The sequence below is a fragment of the Thioalkalivibrio sp. HL-Eb18 genome (genome assembly GCF_000364985.1).
Lineage (GTDB): Bacteria > Pseudomonadota > Gammaproteobacteria > Ectothiorhodospirales > Ectothiorhodospiraceae > Thioalkalivibrio.
The window spans coordinates 32436-54205 of the sequence record NZ_KB822977.1; the positions used below are offsets into that span (position 1 = coordinate 32436).

At 68.2% G+C, this 21770-nt stretch carries 19 protein-coding genes; 11 read left to right on the forward strand and 8 right to left on the reverse strand.

Annotated features, from left to right (window positions below; all coding sequences use genetic code 11):
• Positions 1-41: 41 nt before the first annotated feature.
• A complete protein-coding gene (locus F813_RS0112185; protein ID WP_017926782.1) occupies positions 42-1169 on the reverse strand; it encodes a metal-dependent hydrolase in 1128 nt (375 codons plus the stop codon).
• 94 nt (positions 1170-1263) lie between these two features.
• Between F813_RS0112185 and F813_RS0112190 the strand changes: the two genes are divergently transcribed.
• The 7 genes from F813_RS0112190 to F813_RS0112220 all read left to right on the forward strand — a co-directional run bounded on the left by F813_RS0112190 (position 1264) and on the right by F813_RS0112220 (position 10297).
• On the forward strand, positions 1264-4941 hold the full coding sequence (locus F813_RS0112190; RefSeq protein ID WP_017926783.1) for a hydantoinase B/oxoprolinase family protein: 3678 nt from the start codon (positions 1264-1266) through the stop codon (positions 4939-4941).
• Positions 4942-5006: 65 nt separating this feature from the next.
• Entirely contained in the window at positions 5007-6044 is a 1038-nt protein-coding gene (locus F813_RS0112195) for a cyclopropane-fatty-acyl-phospholipid synthase family protein (protein WP_017926784.1), read from the forward strand.
• Between the two features lie 5 nt (positions 6045-6049).
• Positions 6050-6823 carry a DUF1295 domain-containing protein gene (locus tag F813_RS0112200; protein ID WP_017926785.1) on the forward strand — a complete coding sequence of 258 codons (774 nt, stop codon included), beginning with the start codon at positions 6050-6052 and terminating at the stop codon, positions 6821-6823.
• Between the two features lie 203 nt (positions 6824-7026).
• A complete protein-coding gene (gene minC, locus F813_RS0112205) occupies positions 7027-7758 on the forward strand; it encodes a septum site-determining protein MinC (RefSeq protein ID WP_017926786.1) in 732 nt (243 codons plus the stop codon).
• A 354-nt stretch (positions 7759-8112) separates the two neighbouring features.
• Positions 8113-8922 carry a septum site-determining protein MinD gene (minD, locus tag F813_RS0112210; protein ID WP_012983203.1) on the forward strand — a complete coding sequence of 270 codons (810 nt, stop codon included), beginning with the start codon at positions 8113-8115 and terminating at the stop codon, positions 8920-8922.
• Between the two features lie 2 nt (positions 8923-8924).
• Entirely contained in the window at positions 8925-9182 is a 258-nt protein-coding gene (minE, locus tag F813_RS0112215) for a cell division topological specificity factor MinE (protein ID WP_012983202.1), read from the forward strand.
• A gap of 107 nt (positions 9183-9289) precedes the next feature.
• Positions 9290-10297, forward strand: a complete 1008-nt coding sequence (locus F813_RS0112220; RefSeq protein ID WP_017926787.1) for an NAD-dependent epimerase — start codon at positions 9290-9292, stop codon at positions 10295-10297.
• Positions 10298-10334: 37 nt separating this feature from the next.
• Here F813_RS0112220 and F813_RS0112225 read toward each other — a convergent pair whose 3' ends face one another.
• From F813_RS0112225 to lexA, 3 genes are all read right to left on the reverse strand, one after another.
• Positions 10335-11771 (reverse strand): DNA polymerase Y family protein, encoded by a 1437-nt coding sequence (locus tag F813_RS0112225; protein WP_017926788.1) that lies wholly within the window; start codon positions 11769-11771, stop codon positions 10335-10337.
• Between the two features lie 169 nt (positions 11772-11940).
• Positions 11941-12564 carry a translesion DNA synthesis-associated protein ImuA gene (imuA, locus tag F813_RS0112230; protein ID WP_017926789.1) on the reverse strand — a complete coding sequence of 208 codons (624 nt, stop codon included), beginning with the start codon at positions 12562-12564 and terminating at the stop codon, positions 11941-11943.
• Positions 12551-13174 (reverse strand): transcriptional repressor LexA, encoded by a 624-nt coding sequence (lexA, locus tag F813_RS0112235; RefSeq protein ID WP_012983198.1) that lies wholly within the window; start codon positions 13172-13174, stop codon positions 12551-12553. Before lexA ends, imuA begins: the two co-directional genes overlap by 14 nt.
• Positions 13175-13368: 194 nt before the next feature.
• Between lexA and F813_RS0112240 the strand changes: the two genes are divergently transcribed.
• Positions 13369-15165, forward strand: a complete 1797-nt coding sequence (locus F813_RS0112240; protein ID WP_017926790.1) for a potassium/proton antiporter — start codon at positions 13369-13371, stop codon at positions 15163-15165.
• 215 nt (positions 15166-15380) lie between these two features.
• On the opposite strand, the gene F813_RS0112245 is transcribed toward F813_RS0112240, so the two are convergent.
• Complete coding sequence (locus F813_RS0112245) at positions 15381-15731, reverse strand: hypothetical protein (RefSeq protein ID WP_017926791.1); 351 nt, start codon at positions 15729-15731, stop codon at positions 15381-15383.
• 20 nt (positions 15732-15751) lie between these two features.
• Entirely contained in the window at positions 15752-16078 is a 327-nt protein-coding gene (locus tag F813_RS0112250) for a hypothetical protein (RefSeq protein WP_012983195.1), read from the reverse strand.
• Between the two features lie 165 nt (positions 16079-16243).
• Between F813_RS0112250 and F813_RS0112255 the strand changes: the two genes are divergently transcribed.
• The 3 genes from F813_RS0112255 (at position 16244) to lolA (ending at position 21058) form a co-directional block, all read left to right on the forward strand.
• Entirely contained in the window at positions 16244-17494 is a 1251-nt protein-coding gene (locus tag F813_RS0112255) for a bifunctional 2-polyprenyl-6-hydroxyphenol methylase/3-demethylubiquinol 3-O-methyltransferase UbiG (RefSeq protein ID WP_026148281.1), read from the forward strand.
• Between the two features lie 146 nt (positions 17495-17640).
• A complete protein-coding gene (locus tag F813_RS0112260) occupies positions 17641-20010 on the forward strand; it encodes a DNA translocase FtsK (RefSeq protein WP_026148282.1) in 2370 nt (789 codons plus the stop codon).
• Positions 20011-20398: 388 nt separating this feature from the next.
• A complete protein-coding gene (gene lolA, locus F813_RS0112265; protein ID WP_012983192.1) occupies positions 20399-21058 on the forward strand; it encodes an outer membrane lipoprotein chaperone LolA in 660 nt (219 codons plus the stop codon).
• A 143-nt stretch (positions 21059-21201) separates the two neighbouring features.
• Here lolA and F813_RS0112270 read toward each other — a convergent pair whose 3' ends face one another.
• Together F813_RS0112270 and zapB are read right to left on the reverse strand one after the other, a co-directional pair.
• On the reverse strand, positions 21202-21504 hold the full coding sequence (locus F813_RS0112270) for a cell division protein ZapA (protein ID WP_012983191.1): 303 nt from the start codon (positions 21502-21504) through the stop codon (positions 21202-21204).
• A complete protein-coding gene (zapB, locus tag F813_RS0112275) occupies positions 21501-21725 on the reverse strand; it encodes a cell division protein ZapB (protein WP_012983190.1) in 225 nt (74 codons plus the stop codon). Before zapB ends, F813_RS0112270 begins: the two co-directional genes overlap by 4 nt.
• Between the last annotated feature and the right edge of the window lie 45 nt (positions 21726-21770).

Genomic DNA, 21770 nt, shown 5'->3' on the forward strand with positions numbered 1-21770 from the left:
ACAGGCCGATGGCGGGCCGGACACGCTGGGTTCGTCCTGGCTCACGGCATGTCGTGCGCGCCCCCGGCGGGAGGCGACGTGCGTCCATCCATGCGACAGCGCGGGGGCGGCTCGGTGATCGCGTAGGCTGGATCGCCCAGGTCCATGATGCAGGGCGCGCCCTCGGGATCGACGATCCGCTGCAGCATGCCGCCGAGGGCGTCGAGGCTGTCGCGCCGGGGGAGTTCGCCGACCTGGCGCGAAGTGATCGGTTCCCAGTCGCCGTTGTGCTCCTGTGCGATCTCGAAGCCGAACGGGAAGAAGCCGGGGACCCCGAGGCGGATGTCGGTGACCACGAGCCGGTCGGGGCCCTCGTCAGGCGTGGCGCGATGAAAGCGCAGGAAGTCGCCGGAGAACCACTGCAGGCGCTGCCCGTCGTTCAGGGCCAGCGCGGCCTCGCGCAGCGCCCGGTCACCGCGCTCGAAGCGTTCGAAGTCGGGCCGAATCGGGTCGTCGAAGATGCCCACCCAGGCATCCAGGAACTCGTCGTCGTTGATCACGGTGACACGCCACAGCAGCAGGTTGAACGGGGTCGGCTGGACCAGACGTGGTTGGTCCTCCAGCTCCATTGCGGCCAGCACGGGCTGGATGCGGTAGTCGATCCACGCCTTCAATGCCAGGCCGGACCCGGCGTACACGGTCGAGAGCACGAGCCCGGCGACCAGCAGGCGCGGGGCGAAGCGGTAGAACAGCGCGCCGATCGCCGCGACCAGCAGCGGCAGGGTGTAGAACGGGTCGATCACGAAGATCGAGCCCGCGGACAGGGGCCCGACCGGCAGCGGCCAGAGCACCTGGGTGCCGTAGGTGGTCAGCAGGTCGTTCAGCGAGTGGGTGGTCCAGATCAGGACGAAGAACAGCCACCAGCGGCCAAAGCCGATCTCCCGCGTTGCCGGGACCTTCGCGAGCAGCCCCGCAACGCCGGTGGCCACCAGCAACTGCACCAGCCAGGAGTGGGTGAAGCCCCGGTGGTGGATGAACTCCGATACCGCGTCCCCGTAAGCTATGAACGCATCCAGGTCGGGCAGCAGGGCGACACCGGCCCCCAGTACCACGGCCTTGCGCCCCAGGCGGGAGCCGAGGGTGAGGCCGCCGATCACGGCGCCGAGACTGGCGTGGGTAATGGGGTCCATTCGCGATAATTCCTTTGTTCAACGGCCCGTGAATTACGAGCCTGCGACCGGGTCACGGGTCGCGAGTTCGGGCGATCAAACCAGAGCGGTGGACATGACTCAAGCCACAGCGGCGAAAGACTGGCATTTCTGGGTGGACCGGGGCGGGACGTTCACCGATCTGGTCGCGCGTGATCCGGACGGGCGCCTGCACACCCGCAAACTGCTTTCGGAAAACCCGGAGGCCTACCGTGACGCGGCCGTGCAGGGTATTCGCGATCTGCTGGAGCTCCCGGCCGCTGCACCCATTCCGGACGGCGTGGTGCACGAGGTGCGCATGGGCACGACCGTGGCCACCAACGCCCTGCTCGAGCGCAAGGGGGAGCCCACGCTCCTGGTGATCACCGATGGGCTGGAGGACGCACTGGCGATCGGTCATCAGGCGCGCCCCGATCTGTTCGCCCGCGAGATCCGGCTGCCGACACCGGTCTATACGCGTGTGGAGCCGGTGCGCGAGCGGGTGAATGCGGCGGGCGAGGTCCTGCAGCCGGTCGATCTGGACGCGCTGCGGCCGCGGCTGCAGGCGGCGCTGGCAGATGGTATCCACTGCGTGGCGATTGTCTGCCTGCACGGCTATCGCTACCCGGCGCACGAGCAGGCGATCGCCTCGCTGGCGCGCGAACTGGGCTTTGCCGAGGTCGCGACCAGCCACCAGACCAGCCCGCTGATCAAGCTCGTCCCGCGTGGCGAGACCACGGTGGTCGATGCCTACCTCTCGCCGGTGCTGCGCCGCTATGTCGAGCAGGTCGCGGGCGAGCTGGGCCGCGTACCTCTGCGCTTCATGCAGTCGCACGGCGGACTGGTGGACGCGGCGCGGTTTCGCGGGCGTGACGCGATCCTGTCGGGGCCGGCCGGCGGGATCGTTGGCGCACTCAAGACGGCTCGCCCGCTCGGTTTCCAACGCCTGATTACCTTCGACATGGGTGGCACCTCCACCGACGTCGCGCATCTGGCGGGGGCGCTGGAACGCCGCCAGGAGAGCGAGGTGGCGGGTGCGCGGCTGCGTGTGCCCATGCTCGATATCCATACGGTGGCGGCCGGGGGCGGGTCGATCTGCCGCTTCGATGGCATCCGTCTGCGGGTGGGCCCGGAATCCGCCGGCGCCCAGCCCGGACCCGCCTGCTACGGCCAGGGCGGGCCGCTGACCGTCACCGACTGCAACTTGCTGCTGGGGCGCCTGCGCCCGGAGTACTTCCCGGCGGTGTTCGGGCCGGATCGCGACCGGCCGCTGGATCCGGAACCGGTGCGCCGACAGTTCGCGGAGCTGGCCGCCGAGGTGGCGGCCGCGACCGGAGAACCCGCCACCCCGGAGGGCCTGGCCGAGGGGGCGCTGCAGATCGCGGTGGAGCATATGGCCCAGGCGATCAAGACCATCTCGGTGCAGCGCGGGCATGATGTCTCGCGTTATGCGCTGGTGTGTTTCGGTGGCGCTGGTGGCCAGCACGCCTGCCGCGTGGCGGAACAGCTGGGCATGCGGCATATCCTGTTCCATCCGCTCGGTGGCGTGCTGTCTGCCTACGGGATGGGGCTGGGCGAGTTGCGCGCCCTGCGCGAACGCAGCCTGGAGTGGCCGCTGGACGATCAGCACGCCGGGGCGATCGAGTCCGCCCTGGCGGAACAGGCCGAGGCCGCTCGCGCCGCGCTGGCGGAGCAGGGTGTGGCGGCAACGGACATGCGGATCGAACGGCGGCTGCACCTGCGCCTGGCCGGATCGGACACCGCGCTGGAGGTGCCGGCGGGCGAGCCCGCGGCGTTGATGGCCGCCTTTGCCGAGGCCTACCGCGCGCGCTATGGCTTTGCCCCGCCGGATCGCGAGCTGGTGGTGGCGATCGCGACCGCCGAGGCGATCGCCGCGCCGAGGGAGACCGCATCGGAACACGTGGCGCCTGCGGCGTCCCGGGGGGCCGCGCCGGAGGCGGATGCGGTCGCGATGGTCATCGACGGCGAACAGCGCCATGTGCCGCTGTACCGACGGGAATCGCTGCAACCGGGCATGACCCTGGCCGGCCCGGCCATCGTGATCGAGCCGACCGCGACGCTGGTGCTGGAACCTGGCTGGGCCGGGTGCATCGAGGCGGACGGGACCCTGCGGCTGGATCGCGAGCGGGGCAGCGCGCGGCGTGCGGGCGCGGCCGCAACGAACCCCGAGGCCGTCCCGCGTGATCCGATCCTGCTGGAGGTGTTCAACAACCGCTTCATGGCGATCGCCGACCAGATGGGCTTCACTCTGCGCAACACCGCGCACTCGGTGAACATCAAGGAGCGCCTGGACTTCTCCTGTGCACTGTTCGACGCCGAGGGCCGCCTGGTTGCCAATGCCCCGCACATGCCCGTCCATCTCGGCTCCATGGGGGCCAGTGTGCGCGCGGTGGTGGAGGCGTTCGCGGGCGACCTGCGCCCGGGCGATGCCTTCGTGCTGAACGACCCCTACAACGGCGGCACCCACCTGCCGGACATCACCGTGGTGACGCCGGTGTTCCTGGATGGCGACGAACAGGTAACCGAGGATACGTCTGCAGCGGCCGGCCCCCCCGCGTTCTTCGTCGCCTCGCGCGGGCATCACGCGGATGTCGGCGGCGTGACCCCGGGCTCCATGCCCGCGTTCTCCACCTGCCTGGAGGAGGAGGGTGTGCTGATCCCGCCCACCCGGCTCGTGCGCGACGGGGTGTTCGACAGCGACCGCCTGCGCGCCCGGCTCGGCGAGGGTCGGTGGCCGGCGCGCAACCCCGATCAGAACCTCGCCGATCTCGAGGCGCAGGTTGCGGCCAACCGCAAGGGGCTGGAGGAGTTGGGCCGGCTGCTGGATGAATACGGCGCGGCCACGGTGACGGCCTACATGGGCCATGTGCTGGACAACGCGGCCGAGGCCGTGGGACGGCTGATCCCGACGCTCGAGGACGGCCGGTTCGCATACGCGATGGACAACGGCGCCGAGGTGCAGGTGCGTGTGGTGCCCGATCCCGCGGCCCGGCGCCTGCGTATCGACTTCACCGGCACCAGCGCCGTACGCGAGGACAACTTCAACGCGCCGAGCTCCATCGTGCGCGCGGCGGTGCTGTATGTACTGCGCACCCTGCTGGAGGATGCGATCCCGCTGAATGACGGCTGCCTCGCCCCGGTGGATCTGGTCATCCCGGAAGACAGTCTGCTGAACCCGGCACCGCCCGCCGCGGTGGTGGCCGGCAATGTCGAGACCTCGCAGGTAGTCACCGATGCCCTGTTCGGGGCGCTGGGCGTGCAGGCGGCGGCCCAGGGCACGATGAACAACCTGACCTTCGGCAATGCCGACTACCAGTACTACGAGACGATCGCCGGCGGGGCCGGCGCGGGACCGGGTTACGCCGGGGCCAGTGCGGTGCAGACGCACATGACCAACTCGCGGCTGACCGATCCCGAGGTGCTGGAGAGCCGCTTTCCGGTGCGGGTGGAACGCTTCGCCTACCGCCGCGGTTCTGGCGGGCAGGGGCGTTATGCGGGCGGCGACGGGGTGATCCGTCGGCTTGGTTTCGACCAGGCGATGGAGGTCGTGCTGCTGGCCAACCGTCGCCGGGTGCCGCCGGTCGGGATCGCCGGGGGCGGGGCGGGCGCGCCGGGGGAGGACGTGATCCTGCGCGCCGACGGCACGCGCGAACCGATGTCCGCCTGCGATCGCCGCCAGATAGAGCCAGGCGATGCGATCGAGATACGCACACCCGGTGGCGGTGGGTACGGGGATCGTCGCAGCGATCCGTAGGGGCTGAATCGCGGGAACCGGTCACATTTCCCGGGGTCCATGTTGCACTCAAGGGGAGATGTGGCATGCAGCGGATGATGGAGTGGGCGGAGCAGGGACGCGTGCCGGACTTGCTGGTCCGCGCGGGGATCCGCCGGCTGCTGGCGGAGCGCCTGGCAGAGGTCTCCGGCACGGCCGAGGCGACCATGGAGCGGCGCTACGCCCTGATCGAGTCCATGCGCGCGGCCCCGGTCGCCCTGTCCACCGACATCGCCAACGAGCAGCACTACGAGATCCCCACCGCTTATTTCGAGCAGTGCCTGGGTCCGCGGCTCAAGTACTCCAGTGCCTGGTGGCCGGAGGGCGTCGACACCCTCGAGGCGGCCGAGGTCGCGATGCTGCGCCTGACCTGCGAGCGTGCGGGGATTGCCGATGGCCAGCGGGTGCTGGAACTGGGCTGTGGCTGGGGATCGCTGTCGCTGTGGATGGCCGAGCAGTACCCCGGCGCACGGATCACCGCCGTCTCCAATTCCAGTACCCAGCGGGCCTTCATCGAGGCCCGGCGCGATGCCCTGGGGCTCGCGAATCTCGAGGTCCTGACCGCGGACATGAACACGTTCGCCCCGCCGGAGCCGGGCTTTGACCGGGCGGTCTCGATCGAGATGTTCGAGCACATGCGCAACTGGCCGGAACTGCTGCGGCGCATTGCCGGGTGGCTCAATCCCGGCGGGCGCTTCTTCATGCATGTGTTCGCCCATCGCGAACATGCCTATGTGTTCGAGTCCGAGGGCGAGCATGACTGGATGGGGCGGTACTTCTTCCGCGACGGCCTGATGCCGTCGGACGACCTCGCGCGGCACTTCCAGGAGGACCTGCGGGTGATCCGCCAGTGGCGCGTCGGTGGGCAGCACTACGCCCGCACGATCAACGCCTGGCTGGCCCGCCAGGATCGCGCCCGCGACACGCTGATGCCCCTGTTCGAGACGGCCTATGGTGCACAGCAGGCGGCACTCTGGTTCCAGCGCTGGCGGATCTTCTACATGGCCTGCGCGGAGCTGTTCGACTACAGCGGCGGGGACGAGTGGTTTGTCTCCCATGTGCTGTTCGAGCGGCCGGGAGACTGATCGCGATGGAGGCACTGATGGCGTTTCTCTGGGGGCTTCTGGCCAGTCTGGTTCTGATGACCCTGGTCTGGGCCGGCAGCGTATGGCGCCACGATGCCAGCCTGGTCGATCGCTTCTGGGGCCTGGGCTTCGTGGTCGTGACACTGGTCTGGTGGGGGCTGGCGGGCTGGCCGTTACAGGGCCTCTGGATCGTGGTCCCGGTGCTGGTATGGGGCTTGCGGCTGTCGCTGTTCATCACCTGGCGCAACTGGGGTCACGGCGAGGACGGGCGCTATACCGACATGCGCGAGGGGCTGTCGGACCGGGCCTTCGCCGCGCGCAGCCTGGTCACCATCTTCTGGCTGCAGGGCGCGCTGGTCGCCGTGATCGGCCTGCCGATGCTGGCGGTCACGAATGCCGCGAGCATCGGGTGGCCGCTGGCGGCGCTGGGCGCGGTGGTCTGGGCGCTGGGCACGCTGTATGAAACGGTCGCGGACGCACAGATGGCGCGCTTCCGGGCCGACCCTGCAAGGCGGGGCAAGGTCATGGACCAGGGCTTGTGGCGCTACAGCCGCCACCCGAACTACTTCGGCGAGATCGTCGTCTGGGTGGGCTACGGCTTGCTCGCCCTGGCCGCCGGGGGCTGGTGGGCGGTACCCTCTGCGATCCTGATGATCGTGCTGATCCTGCGTGTGTCGGGCGTCACGTTACTGGAAAAACGTCTGCATGCCTCGCGGCCGGGCTATGCGGAGTACGCGCGGCGCACCAATACGCTGATCCCGGGTCCGCCGCGAGCTTAAGGAAACACCGATCCACCGCCGATTTCGGTGGCACTCCCTTGCTGTGCTTTCCCCGTCCGCGCTATAAAGCGCGCATCTTTCCGGTCTTCCGACACGCGCCGGACCGGAAACCGTGTTTCCCGAATGCCGATCCCACAGCAGGGCCCAATGCACGCATGAGCGCCACGCCGAGTCCCGTCCAGACCATTGAACTGAAAGGGCGCATGATGCTGGTGTCGGTACTGCGCGTGTTTCAGACCGATCCCCGGATGCTGGGCGAACAACTCGCCGCGCACCGCGAACAGGCCCCGGACCTGATGCGCGACATGCCGATCGTGCTGGATCTCGAGCCGGTGGCCGAGTCCCCCGAGACGGACCTTCAGGCAACCATCGAACAGGTGCGCGCCGAGGGCTTCAAGCTGATCGGCCTGCAGGCGGGCGAGGTCGCCGAGCGCCTGCAGAGCTATTCCGAGTTGTTCGACGTGCTGCCCGTGCTGCAACTGGGCGGGCGTGGCGGCGCGTCGAGTGGCGAGGTGTCCCTGGAAGAGGACGAGGCCCCGGAGCCGCCGCCGAGCAAGAAGGGCAAGAAATCCGCGGACAACCCGCCCGAGGCGACCCCGGCCGTGCACAGCGCGACCCGCGTCGTGGATCGGCCGGTGCGCTCCGGGCAGCAGATCTATGCCCGAGGGGGCGACCTGCTGGTGACCGGGGCGGTGTCCGCCGGGGCCGAGCTGCTGGCGGATGGGCACATCCATGTGCTGGGTCCGCTGCGCGGGCGGGCACTCGCCGGCGTGCGGGGCCTGGAGACGGCACGGATCTTCTGCCGGCGACTGGATGCGGAGCTGTTGTCCATCGCCGGGCATTACCGGGTAGCCGAGGATATCGCCGAGTCCGAGCGCGGCGAGAACCGGCTGGTGACACTCGCGGGCGAAAGCCTCAAGATCGCGGAAATCTGAGCGAGCGGCGTAGAGGGCCGCTCGGTCCTGCACACGCCCTCGCACGACGACTAAGGGAAACGCTGATGAATGTACACACTCGCGTTGGTACCCCAGGTTTTCCGAGACAAGGCGCGTCGTGCAGCGGGTAGTGGTTCTACCCGCAAGCGGCGCAACACAGGATCGGGGAACCTGGGGTACCAACCCCACAAGCCATTCAATGCCGGGGCTCGGCCGCTTTTGCGTGGGCACGGCGTTGCGGTTCGCTCATGTAGCTCGGCTACACTGCGCTCACCGCGCCTTGTTCGCACGCAAAAGCGACTCGAGCGCGAGTGCGTACATTCATCAGCGTTTCCCTAAGGAGAAGCAGCCACCATGGCACGCATCGTAGTGATTACCTCGGGCAAGGGCGGGGTCGGCAAGACCACCACCTCTGCCGCGATCGCCACCGGTCTGGCCCTGCGCGGCCACAAGACGGCCGTGATCGATTTCGACGTCGGTCTGCGCAACCTGGACCTCATCATGGGCTGTGAGCGCCGTGTGGTGTACGACTTCGTCAACGTGATCAATGGCGACGCCAACCTGAAACAGGCGCTGATCCGCGACAAGCGCGCGGACAACCTGTACATCCTCCCGGCCTCGCAGACCCGCGACAAGGACGCCCTGACCCAGGACGGTGTGGAGCGTGTGCTGAACGAACTGTCCGAGGACTTCGAGTACATCATCTGCGACAGTCCGGCAGGGATCGAGCGGGGCGCGCTGATGGCGGCCTATTTCGCCGACGAGGCCATTGTGGTCACCAACCCCGAGGTCTCCTCGGTGCGCGACTCCGATCGCATCCTCGGCATCCTCGCCAGCAAGACCCGGCAGGTGGAACAGGGCGGCGAGCCGATCCAGGGGCGTCTGCTGCTGACCCGCTATGCCGCGGAGCGCGCCGCGCGCGGCGAGATGCTCAGCATCGAGGACGTGGGCGAGATCCTGGCGATCGACCTGCTGGGCGTGATCCCCGAGTCGCAGGCCGTGCTGAACGCCTCGAACGCCGGTCTGCCGGTGGTGCTGGACGAGGAATCCGATGCCGGACAGGCCTATCAGGATGCAGTGGATCGCTTCCTGGGCGAGGAGCGCCCGCTTCGCTTTGTCGATGTACCGAAGAAGGGCTTCTTCGGACGTCTGTTCGGGAGCTGATCATGGGTATTTTTGATTACTTCCGCCAGCCGCGGCAGAGAAGCGCCAGTGTTGCCAAGGAACGCCTGCAGATCATCGTGGCGCGCGAACGTGCGGCCCGGGGCGGGCCGGATTATCTGCCCGCGATGCAGCAGGAACTGCTGCAGGTCATCCGCAAATACGTGAAGGTCAACGACGACGCGGTGCAGATGAACGTCGACCGCGAGGGCGACTGCGAGGTCCTGGAGCTGAACATCACCCTGCCCGACGATCGGGGCTAGCATATGTTCAGCCCGTCTCTCTCGGCAGGAGCTCAGTCCCCTGAGCGATGGGGAGCCAGGCCCGGCCCCCATCGGCTTAACATCGGCATAAGGCACATGATCCGTCCATGAGAATCCTGGTGACCGGCAGCGCCGGATTTATTGGCAGTGCCCTCGCCCTGCGCCTGCTGGAGCGGGGCGACGAGGTCATTGGCGTTGACAACCTCAACGACTACTACGATGTCTCGCTGAAAGAGGCGCGCCTGGCGCGCACCCAGGACCACCCGGGCTATACCGAGGTCCGCGAAGACATCGCCGACCGCGCCGCGATGGAGCGGGTGTTTCGCGAGCATCGCCCGGAGCGGGTGGTGAACCTGGCGGCCCAGGCCGGGGTGCGCTACTCCCTGGAGAACCCGGCGGCCTATGTCGACACCAACCTGGTCGGTTTCGGCAACATCCTGGAGGGCTGCCGGCACTTTGGTGTGGAGCACCTGGTCTACGCCAGCTCCAGCTCCGTCTACGGCGCCAACACCACGATGCCGTTCTCGGTGCACGACAACGTCGACCATCCGCTCTCCCTCTACGCCGCGAGCAAGAAGGCCAACGAGCTGATGGCGCATACCTATGCGCACCTGTACCAGCTCCCGGTGACGGGCCTGCGCTTCTTTACCGTCTACGGCCCCTGGGGCCGCCCGGACATGGCGCTGTTCCTGTTCACGAAGAAGATCCTGGCGGGCGAGCCGATCGACGTCTTCAACTACGGCCACCATCGCCGCGACTTCACCTACATCGACGACATCGTCGAGGGCGTGATTCGCGCGCTGGACCGTCCGGCCCGGTCCAACCCGGCGTGGACCGGGGCCGAACCCGATTCGGCGACGAGTGCAGCGCCCTACCGGCTGTACAACATCGGCGCGCACCGCCCGGTGGAGCTGATGCACTACATCGAGGTGCTGGAAGACTGCCTGGGCTGCAAGGCGGAGAAGAACCTGCTGCCGCTGCAGCCGGGGGATGTGCCGGACACCTACGCCGACGTCGAGGCCCTGCGCCAGGACGTGGGTTATGCCCCGGCCACGCGGGTGGAGGACGGCATCGCCCGCTTCGTCGAGTGGTATCGCGAGTACTACCGCGTCTGATGGGTGCTGCGTGGGCGCGCCGTGCCACTGCGCCACGCTACCCCCAGTAGCCCTGCCGGAACCACCGGCCGCTGCGCAGGCAGCGGTACAGCCACAGTACGCGACCCTGCCGGTCGCGCGCAGTGGCGTAATCGCGTCGTACATCCCGTCCCTGGTCCCACCAGCCGTCTTCCAGCCGACCCAGTGCGTGTGGATGAAGCGGTGGCGGGACTGGCTCCGGTTCCTGCAGCCAAAGCGCCGTTCCGCAGACCCCCTGAGCGGGTGTTGGCGCAGGTGAGGGCGGGGACGTTTCCAGATCGTTTCGGGCGCCCTGGGCGGCCTCCGGGCGCGGAATGCCGCTTGTCGTCAGCCGGACGATTGCCTGTTCGCCCAGGCGGGCGCTCAGGCGGGCCAGCACGGCTGGCAACTGCGATTCCGGTGGTGGGTGGCCCGGGGCCTCGGCCAGCAGACTGGCACCTTCAGCGGGCGGGTCGAGCAGCTGCGTGGCCCGCAGGCGCAGGCCGATGACGGGGGCGGGCAGGGCCTCGCGCTCCAGCCGGGTCTGCCACAGCGGCAGCCAGTCCTCGGCATGGATGCCGGGGTGACCTCGCTCCAGCGTGATGCGGGTGTGTACCTCGCGGTGTTTCAGCTCCAGCGTCATGCCCTGCAGGCTGCGGTTCAGACCGCGCAGCTGGGCCTCGGCCTGGCGCAGTAGGCGCTTGAGCGGGAAGGCCAGGGCCCCGGTCGTGTGAATTTCGTGTTCCAGGCGCAGGGGCAGGTCCAGCTCCGGAGGCGGGTTGAAGCGTGGCAGGGTCTCCGTGCGCCGTCCCAGCAGCCGATCCAGTAGAGCCAGCAACTCCGGGCCGTGGCGGCGCGCGAGTTCCGGGCGTGACAGGCGCAGCAGGTCGCCGAGCTGGCGCAGGCCGGTGGCCCGCAGGCCCTCCCGGGTCGCGGCCGGCAAGGGCAGGGCCTCCAGCGGGACGGGTGACAGGGTGCGGCGCAGGGCTTCGGCGTCCTCGGGGATCGCGGGGTTGCGCAGGGTAGCCAGCAGGCGCGCGGCGGCCGGGCTGCGCGCCACGCCGATGCGCGGGTGGAAGCCCAGCCCCTCCAGGGTCTCCCGCGCCTGCTCGCGCAGGACCGCGAGTCCGCCGAACAGGCGTCGGCTGCGACCCACTTCCAGCAGGATGCGCCGGGCGTCCGGTTCCGGGTGCACGTGATCGGAAAACTGCAGCAGCACGCCGGCCAGCATGGCGATCTGCGCGGTCTGGGCCTGCGGGTCGTGCTCGACGAGTTCCGGGGTATCGAGGATGGCGAGGGCATCGGCCAGCGCCATGCCCGGCCGGGCCCCTGCACGTCGCGCGGCGCGATTGGCGGCATGTACGCACGGCGCGGTGCCGTCTTCGATCACCAGTAACGGGCGCTCGGTCAGGCGTGCGCTGTCCCCCTCGGCGCGTGCCAGGGTCTCCAGCGCCAGATGCGGCAGCTCGACCGCCATCCATTGCTCGTGTCCTGACCGTGGGGCGGTGCGAGGAGCAGGGCCGGGTTCCGCCGAGGCTGTCGGGGGAGCGCTCACAGGCGAGATCAGGCCTGGTTGGTGGCCTGTTTTCGGTCGTGTTGCCCTCCGCCGATGCGGGGCGGCTGGCGGTTGCTCGGGGTGGCCCATCTCAGGACACCGGGATGTGCAGGGCCTGGTCGGAGCGGGCCCAGTCTCCGATGCCCTTCAGGCAATGCAGCTCCAGGCCATTGGTGGCGGGTTGCCAGCGCAGCCGCTGGTGAGCCGGCGAAGGCTGGTCCGCGGCGCGCGGTGGGCGATACAGGATGGCGCAGGCCTGGCTTTCGGCCGCGGCCAGACGCAGCCGGCGCAGCAGCGCGGTTTCCACCGGGCCGTCCAGCCAGGCCAGCAGGGCGCCGAAGGCCGGGTCGCGCAGGCATTGTTCGCCGGCCCAGAGGGTGTCGCGGTCGTGCTCGGTGCGGATCAGCAGCACCCGTTCCGGCGGGATGCCAAGCGGCCGCCAGCCGGGCAGCCAGGGCGTGGCGGGCGGCGCCAGCAGCGCAACCCAGTAACCCTCACGGCCGCAGGCCGCGAGCAGGGGGACCAGCAGACGGGTCTCGCCACAGCCGAAGGGGGCGCCCAGGAGTTCGATCAACTGGCCGCGTGGCCAGCCGCCCCCCAGGGCCCGGTCCAGCGCCGGGTGGCCGCTGGGCCAGACCGGGGCATCCGCGGCGGGGACGGCGCTGCGCCCGCGCCACAGCGTCGGATGATCGAGCAGGGCATCAATGCCGGGCACGGGATTCAAGATCGCGCAGTACGCCGACCCCGATGCCCTCGATTGCCAGCGCCTGGCGCTCCAGGTCGATCTCGATCGGGGCGAAGTCGGGGTTCTCCGGCAGCAGGCGCACGCGGGCACCGTCCTGCTCGTAGCGCTTGACCGTCACCTCGTCCTCGATGCGGGCCACGACGATCTGGCCGGGGTGGGCCTCCGGGGTCTGGCGCACGGCCAGCAGGTCGCCATCGAGGATGCCGGCGTCGCGCATGCTCTCGCCATGCACGCGCAGCAGGTAGTCCGGGCGGGCCCGGAACAGGCCGTCGTCGATCCGGTAGTGGCGTTCGATGTGCTCGGTGGCGAGGATCGGCGAGCCGGCCGCCACGCGCCCGACCAGGGGCAGCTCGGCGGGCCGCGCGGCCCGTGCACCGGCCAGGCGGATGCCGCGCGCGGCCCCGCCCACCAGTTCGATCGCGCCTTTTTTCTCCAGGGCTTTCAGGTGGCATTCGGCCGCGTAGGGCGAGCGAAAGCCAAAGGCGCGGGCGATCTCGCTGCGTGTCGGAGCCGTGCCCTGGGTGGCGACGGTCTCGCTGATGTAGTCGAGGATGGCCTGCTGGCGCGCGGTCAGGGACACAACGACTGCTCCGTGGTATTACTGGTTATAAATACAGTATTCCGTGACAGGGTCCGAGGCAAGTGTCGGGGTCTTGTCGGTGGTATCGAGAATGGCCGACGGTTACCCGGGATGGGTCTCCCTTGAGCGTCGCTTTCCGGGCAATCATGCGATCATGGCCGCGCACGCGAGGCCAAAGGAAATAGAGGGATTCGATGGACTGGATTTTTCCGCTGATCTTCATCGGTGCGGGGCTCATTGTGGTCTCGGTGTTGACGTCGGTGCTGTCGTTCCGGCTGGGTGCGCCGCTGCTGCTGGTGTTCCTGGGGATTGGCCTGCTCGCCGGCGAGGACGGACTCGGGCTCGAGTTCGATGATCCCAATACGGCCTTCCTGATCGGCAGCCTCGCGCTCGCCGTGATCCTGTTCGACTCGGGCTTTGGCACCCGGCTGCGCACCCTGCGCCGGGCGGCCGGCCCGGCCATCGTGCTGGCGACGGTCGGGGTCGCGCTGACCACGTTGCTGCTGGGGGTGGCCGCCCACTGGTTGCTGGATCTGCCCTGGGCCTATGCCCTGCTGCTGGGTGCGCTGATCAGCTCCACGGATGCCGCGGCGGTGTTCTTTCTGCTGCGTGTGGGCGGGGTGAAGATTAACCGCCGTGTGCGTTCCATCCTTGAGGTGGAGTCGGGGTCCAACGACCCGATGGCGATCTTCCTCACCGTGGTCTTTATCGAGTGGATCCTGTCCGGCACCACCGTGGGTGGTCTGGCCACGCTGTTTGCCACGGAGTTCCTGTGGCAGATGGGGCTGGGCCTGCTGTTGGGCGTGGTGGGCGGCTATCTGCTGGTGGAACTGGTCAACCGCCTGCCGCTGGAAGAGGGGCTTTATCCCATCGCGGTGATGGCCGGGGCCGTCACCCTGTTCGCGCTGGCCGGCTGGCTGGGCGGGAGCGGGTTCCTGGCGGCCTATGTGGCCGGCATCGTGGCCGGTAACCGCAAGCTGCGTGGGGCGGCGAAGCTGCACCGCCAGCAGCAGGGGCTGACGTGGCTGGCGCAGATCAGCATGTTCCTGATCCTCGGCCTGCTGGCGACCCCCTCGGAGTTTCCGTCGCTGGCGTTGCCGGCGCTGGCGCTGGGGCTGGTGCTGATTCTGGTCGCGCGCCCGCTGGCGGTCTGGCTGTGTCTGCTGCCGTTTCGCCAGGACTGGCGCAGCACGGCGTTTGTCTCCTGGGTCGGGCTGCGCGGGGCGGTGTCGATCCTGCTGGCGATCCTGCCGATGGTGGCCGGGATCGAGGGCGGCGAGCTCTTCTTCAACATCGTGTTCATGATGGTGCTGGTCTCGCTGCTGGTGCAGGGCTGGACCATTCGTCCGGTGGCCGAGCGGCTCGGGCTGGTCGTGCCCCCGGAAATCGGCCCGGTGGAACGGGTGCAGCTGGAGCTGCCGGGCAGTCCCCGGCACGAGCTGGCCGTCTACCGTGTGATCGAGGACAGCCCGGTGCTGCGCGGGGCACGCCTGCCACGCTGGGCGCGCCCGTCACTGGTGGTGCGCGAGGGGCGCTCGGTGCGCTACCAGCAGGCCGGGCATCTGACGCCGGGGGACTATGTCTACATTTTTGTGGTACCGGAGCACGTACCGCTGCTGGACCGGTTGTTTGCGAGCCCCCGCATACCGGGCCACGAGGATCCGGAATTCTTTGGCGAGCTGCCGCTGCACCCGGAGAAGCGGCTGGCCGAACTGTGCGAGATATACGGCGTGTCCTGTGACGCGGTGGATCAGCAGTTGACCATCGGTGCATACCTGGAACAGGAGCTGCCGGGAGATCCGATTGTGGGTGATCGGGTGAGCTTTGGCGCGGCGGACCTGATCGTGCGCGAAGTGGACGACCTCGGGCGGGTGACGCAAGCCGGTCTGGCCTTCATGCGCCACGGCGCCGGCGGCGACGGGCTCACGTTGCCGTGGTATGGCTGGTGGCGGGCCTTGCGCGGGCGGCGCGCCCGGGATCGGAACCGTTAGGGAAACACTGATTAATGTACGCACTCGCGCTCGAGTCGCTTTTGCGTGCGAACAAGGCGCGGTGACTGCCGTGCAGTCACTCTGCACAAGGGAGCCGCAACGCCGTGCGCGCGCCCCGTTCTTGATAACAACGGGCGGCCGAGCCCCTGCGTTCAATGGTTTGTGGGGTGCCAACGCGAGTGTGTACATTGATCAGTGTTTCCTTAGCCCCTGTGCTACGGAGATCCCTGTTCCAGGGATTTGCGCAGGTGTTCGATCTGCTCCGGCTTGATGCCGGCAATGTCCTTGATCGGCAGGGTGAACGCAAAGCCGTTGCCCACCTCGCTCAGCGCGAGCTCTTCGTCCAGGCATTTCAGCAGCCGTTGGGCAATGCTGGCTTCCAGGACCATCAGCAGTACGTTGCGTGCCGCGGAGTCCTTCAGGTCCATGATCGGCGAGCGGCGCAGCTGGGCAATGCCCTGGCCCTCCAGCAGCGTCAGGCCGGCCGCGCCCTCGCGGCGGACGGTCTCGATGGCGCGGTCGGCCCGGTTGCGCGGGACCACGGCGGCGAGCAGTACGAATTGCATGGCGTTCCTCGCACAGAAGATTAGGGTTGGGCAGGGCCACCGACGAACTGCATGCCCGCCAAGGCCTGGGCATCCAGTGTGAAGGCCAGACCGTTGTAGGGCTGCAGGAGGTCTAGTTCCAGGTTCAGGCGGCGGGCAATGCGCTCGGCGCGTTGCTCGTCCATCTCCCAGATGCAGATCGATTCCCTGCCCTGGTAGGTCACCCCGAGAAAGGTCATGTGGTCGGGGAAGCCGAGCCCCGAGCCGTGCATCACTGTGCCGTCCATGCCACCTTCCTCGGCGGCGATCTCCAAGGCCAGGTCTTCGCGATCCTGATCGATGATGGCTACCAGAAATGTTTCGGCCATTAGGTGACCCCTGGTTGTTTGGCTCACTTGCTTGATTGTGTTGAGTATCTCAGCAATACCTGCCAGGTGCCCAGACCTATGCTGCCGATCTGGCAGCGGCTGCAGACGAAACGAAGCCTTGTTCGCCGTACCATACCCGGAATGCCGCAAGGGAAACACGGATCCATGTACGACCCCTTTGCCCGCCCGGGCCGCACGCCACCGACATTGAGCATGCCGCACAAGGCGCTGGATGTCGGTTTTACGCTGGATTGGGCCAGTGCCGAGGCCCGGCATCGCGATTGTCTGTTTCTGCCGTGGCTGATGCCTGCGCGGGATGTCTGGCCAGATACCGTTGGGTCGCAGCTGGCCGGGCAGGGTGCCGGGACGGTGGTCGAAAGCGCCGCCGCCGGACAGGTCCCGGTGTCGGACCCGGCGAGCGTGGTGGAGTTGCCGGTGGATGCGTTCAATCGTTGCCTGCGCCGGCATCGGGTGGTGGAACCCCGTGCCGGGCGTTTCTATCCGCGTGCGTTCATCGCCGGCCATGCCGGCATCGAGGCCGGCGACCGCGAGCTGTTTCGCATCGGCGCGCTGAAGGATGCGCGACAGGATGCGCGGCTCGTCGCGGACCTGAACCACCCGCTCTCGGGCACGGACCTGCAATTGCGCGCCCGAGTGCTTGCGACCCATGAGGACGGGCGCGACGGCGATGGCATGGTGGACGTGGCACGGCTGCTGACGGCGCGCGGCCCGGGGATGCAGGCCCGCTGGCGCGGGCGACCGACGGACTTCTGGTCCGCAGATGCCTGCGAGCGCGAGGATCCCGCGCCCGATCGCGACTTCTACGCCAGTCCGCGACTGGTGCATCACCTGGATGCCGAGGCCCGTGCCCGGATCGCGGAGCTGTACGCCACGCTGACCCCGCCGGGTGCACGGGTGCTGGACCTGATGAGCAGCTGGGAATCGCACCTCGATCAGCTGCGAGGACCCGAGGCGGTTGTCGGGCTGGGCATGAACCACGAGGAACTGGCCGCCAACGAGGCCCTGGATCAGGCCCTGGTGCACGACCTGAACCGACAGCCGGCGATTCCGCTGCCGCCCGCGAGCTTCGATGCAGTGGTGTGTACCGCCTCGGTGGAATACCTGACGCGTCCACAGGCGGTATTCGCCTCGGTGCGCGAGCTGCTGCGCCCGGGTGGGGTTTTCGTGGTGACCTTCTCCGATCGCTGCTTTCCGACCAAGACGATCGCGGTCTGGGAGCCGTTGTACGACTTCGAGCGTATGGGGTTGGTACTCGATTTGTTTCTGCGTGCAGGATTCGACGACCGTTCCACGCTCTCGCTGCGTGGCCTGCCGCGCCCGCCGGACGACCCGTACGCCGGGCGGTTGGAACATGCCGATCCGGTATTCGCGGTCTGGGGTTGTCGACGGGACTGAGGGACCTTCGCGGGCAGCCCGCTCCCACGATGGCAGGGCTCACTGTGTGTGGGAAAAAAGGCAACCGGACGGGACTCGGTTCTCAGGCTTGGTTGGCCTGGCACCACGAACGCTGTTTTAACCGGTAAACTGCGCGATGATTCGCAATGCCCGCGTCGCGGGCCGAACACGATGGGGAGTGCATGGCCGCAAGCAAGGCCAAATCCGGGGGCAAGGGCAGGAAGACGGCCGAGCCGGCCGCGGCACCGAGCCTGAGCGGGCAGCTGCTGCGCGGGCTGCGCGAGGGCGCGCTGCTGATCTTCGGCATGCTGGCGCTTTATCTGCTGGTCGCCCTGGTCACCTACCACCCGGGCGATGCGGCCTGGTCCACCACCGGCGACGGCGAGAGCCTGCGCAACCTCGGCGGCACCACCGGCGCCTGGTTTGCGGACATCGCGTTTCACCTGCTGGGCTATCTGGCCTACTTGATCCCGCTGGCGGTCGGCGGCATCGGCTGGTGGCTGTTCCGGCATCGCCGCGAGGCGCGCATCGCCAGCCCGATGGAGCTGACCGTGCGCGGGGTGGCGCTGATCGTGGCGCTGATCTCGGGCGCGGCCCTGGCCGCGCTGCACCTGCTCCCGGGCGGGATGCCGGTGCACGCGGGCGGCATCCTCGGGGACCTGTTCGCCGGCTGGGCGGTGGCCGGGTTGAGCCTGGTCGGGGCGACGCTGGTGCTGCTGGCGCTGTTCCTGGCCGGGGTGACGCTGTTTACCGGGCTGTCCTGGTTCCTGCTGATGGACCGGTTGGGGCAACTGACCATTCGGGGCTTCGAGCGCCTGCGCGCCCAGCTGGATTCGGCCCGGGACCGCCGCATCGGCGCGCGCGAACGCGCCGAACGCGAGACGCGGGTGGAGAAGGAGCGCAAGCGCACCGAGAAGCGCGCGCCCTCGCGGGTGGAGCCGCGCATCGAGGCGCCACCGCCCAGCCCGCGCGTGCAGAAGGAAAAGCAGGTCCCGTTGTTCACCGAAGGGTCCGGGGCCGATCCGCGTCCGCCGCTGTCCCTGCTGGACGAGGCGCCGCCCCCGCCCGACGGATTCTCCGAGGAGTCGCTGCAGGCGCTCTCGCGACTGGTCGAACTGAAGCTGAAGGACTTCGGCGTGGAGGTCGAGGTGGTTGCCGTGCAGCCCGGCCCGGTGATTACGCGCTTCGAGCTGCAGCCGGCCGCAGGTGTCAAGGCCTCGCGCATCTCCGGGCTGTCCACCGACCTGGCGCGCTCGCTGTCGGTGATGGCCGTGCGCATCGTCGAGGTGATCCCGGGCAAGTCCACGGTGGGCCTGGAGATCCCCAACGAAAACCGCGAGATCGTGGCCCTGTCGGAGATCCTGCGCTCGGATCTGTTCGACGCGAACAAGTCGCCGTTGACCATGGCGCTCGGCAAGGATATCGGCGGCGCTCCGGTGATGGCGGATCTGGCGAAGATGCCGCACCTGCTGGTGGCCGGAACGACCGGTTCCGGCAAGTCGGTGGGCGTGAACGCCATGCTGCTGTCGCTGCTGTACAAGGCGACCCCGGACGAGGTCCGGCTGATCCTGATCGACCCGAAGATGCTGGAGCTGTCGGTCTACGAAGGCATCCCGCACCTGCTGTGCGAGGTCGTGACCGACATGAAGGATGCCTCCAACGCCCTGCGCTGGGCGGTGGCGGAGATGGAACGGCGCTACAAGCTGATGTCGGCGATGGGCGTGCGCAATATCGGCGGGTTCAACAAGAAGGTGCGCGATGCCGAGGCCGCCGGCGAGCCGCTGAAGGACCCGCTGTTCAAGCCGGAGGAGGCACTGACCGAGACCGAAGCGCCCGATCTGGAGCCGTTGCCGTTCATCGTGATCGTGGTCGACGAGTTCGCCGACATGATCATGGTGGTGGGCAAGAAGGTGGAGGAGCTGATCGCGCGCCTGGCACAGAAGGCCCGCGCCGCTGGTATCCATCTGATTCTGGCCACCCAGCGCCCGTCGGTGGATGTGATTACCGGCCTGATCAAGGCCAATATCCCTACGCGTATTGCGTTCCAGGTCTCCTCGCGGGTGGACTCGCGCACCATCCTCGACCAGATGGGCGCGGAACACCTGCTGGGCCACGGCGACATGCTCTACCTGCCGCCGGGCAAGGCGATGCCGGAGCGTGTGCACGGCGCCTTCGTCGGCGACAACGAAGTGCATCAGGTGGTCGAGTACCTGAAGTCCACTGGCGAGCCGGACTACAACGAGGCCATCCTCGACGAGCCGGAGGCGGGCGCGGCGGCCATCCCGGGGCTGGAAGCGCCGGGCGAAGGCGAGGCGGAGACCGATCCGCTCTACGACCAGGCCGTGCAGATCGTGATCGAGACCCGCAAGGCCTCGATTTCGTTCATCCAGCGCCGGTTGAAGATCGGCTACAACCGTGCCGCGCGCATGGTCGAGGACATGGAGGCCGCCGGACTGGTCAGTCCGGTGCAGTCCAATGGCAACCGCGAGGTCCTGGTCCCGGGGCCGAACGACTAGGGAAACACTGATCAATGTACACGCTCGCGCTCGAGTCGCTTTTGCGTGCGAACAAGGCGCGGTGACTGCCGTGCAGTCATTCTGCACAAGGGAGCCGCAACGCCGTGCGCGCGCAAAAGCGGCCGAGCCCCTTCGGGGTTGGCACCCCAGGTTCCCCGATCCTGCGTTGCGCCGCTTGCAGGTAGAACCACTACCCGCTGCGCGACGCGCCTTGTCTCGGAAAACCTGGGGTGCCAACGCGAGTGTGTACATTAATCAGTGTTTCCCTAACGCTTGGCCGGGTCCATGTACCGGATCCTGTGATCCTGCTCGCCCTTTCACTTGTGGCATTCACGCCCGGTTAAGCGACCGGGCGCAGGATCATCGTAAACATGCAACTGGAGCCCGCATGACTGTCCGACTTGTTCCCCGTCTGTTGCTCGCCCTGGCCGCGACGACGATGTTCCTGTTCGCCGGACCGCTGGCGGCCGAGCGCGGCCCGGCACCGGATGCGCGCGCGGCGCTGGACCGTTTTGTCGAGGGACTGGAGACCTTTACCGCCGAATTCACGCAGACGGTGCGCGACGAGACGGGCTATGTGCTGCAGGAGTCGGATGGTTCGATGCAGCTGGGCATGCCCAACCGTCTGCGCTGGGAGGTGACCGAGCCCTTCCCGCAGACGATTGTCTCCGATGGCGAGGACCTGTGGACCTATGACCCGGACCTGGCGCAGGCGACCGTGCGCCCGCTGGGAGATGCCTTCGATGCGACACCGATCGCGGCGATCACCCAGCCGGAGCGGCTGGACGAGCACTTCCGCATGGATGTGCTGCCGGTACGGGACGCCTCGGCGCTGCGCCTGCTGCTGATCCCGCGCAACGAGCAGGCGGACTTCACCCACCTCGAGCTGGACCTGACGCCGGATGGCGATCTGACCCGCATGGCCTTTCGCGACATCTTTGGTCAGGAGACCGAAATTCACTTCGAGCGAAGCGAGCGCAATGCGCCGGTCGACGAGTCCGTGTTTACGTTTGATCCGCCGTCCGGGGTGGATATCTATCGGCCGTAGAGATGTGCCTCCGTCTGGGGCGTTAACGCTACCTGACGTAGGGTGCGGTTGAGCATCGCGAAACGCACCATTCCCCGCGCCGTGGGAAGCCTTGATGGGATTCGCCTGGCTCATCCCATCCTGCGGCCTGCGGCGCGGGGGATTCAGGAGCGGGGCGTGCCCAGCGACTGCTCGATGCGGTCGGCGATGGCGGTGATGCGGGCCGGGCCGGTTTGCTCGGCGCGCTTGAGCTGCTCCTGGCATTCGAGCATCTCGTGGGCGAGGTTCAGCGCCACCATCACCGCAATGCGCTCGGCGCCGACCACTCGGCCGGTGTCGCGCAGCTCGCGCATGCGTTCGTCGACCAGGGAGGCGGAGGCGAACAGGTCGGCGCGTTCCTCGGGCGGGCAGGCGATCTGGTATTCCTTGCCCAGGATCGAGACGCGTACGGGTTCGGACTGACTCATTCGCTGTGCTCCATCGACCGCAGGCGGGCGATCATCGTCTCGACCCGGTGGCGGGCCTGTTCGTTGCGTTCCTTGAAGGCCGCGCGCTCGCCCTTTAGCTGACGAATCTGCTCATGCAGCAGATTGTTTTCCTCGCGCAGGGCGGCATGTTCATCGAGCAGCCGCGTAATCGCGGTTTCAAGGCGCTCGACGGGATCGTGGCTGGAATCCTCGGACGACATGGCGACAGGCCCCGGTTCGGTGAAGGCGGCCGCACACGGCGCGCG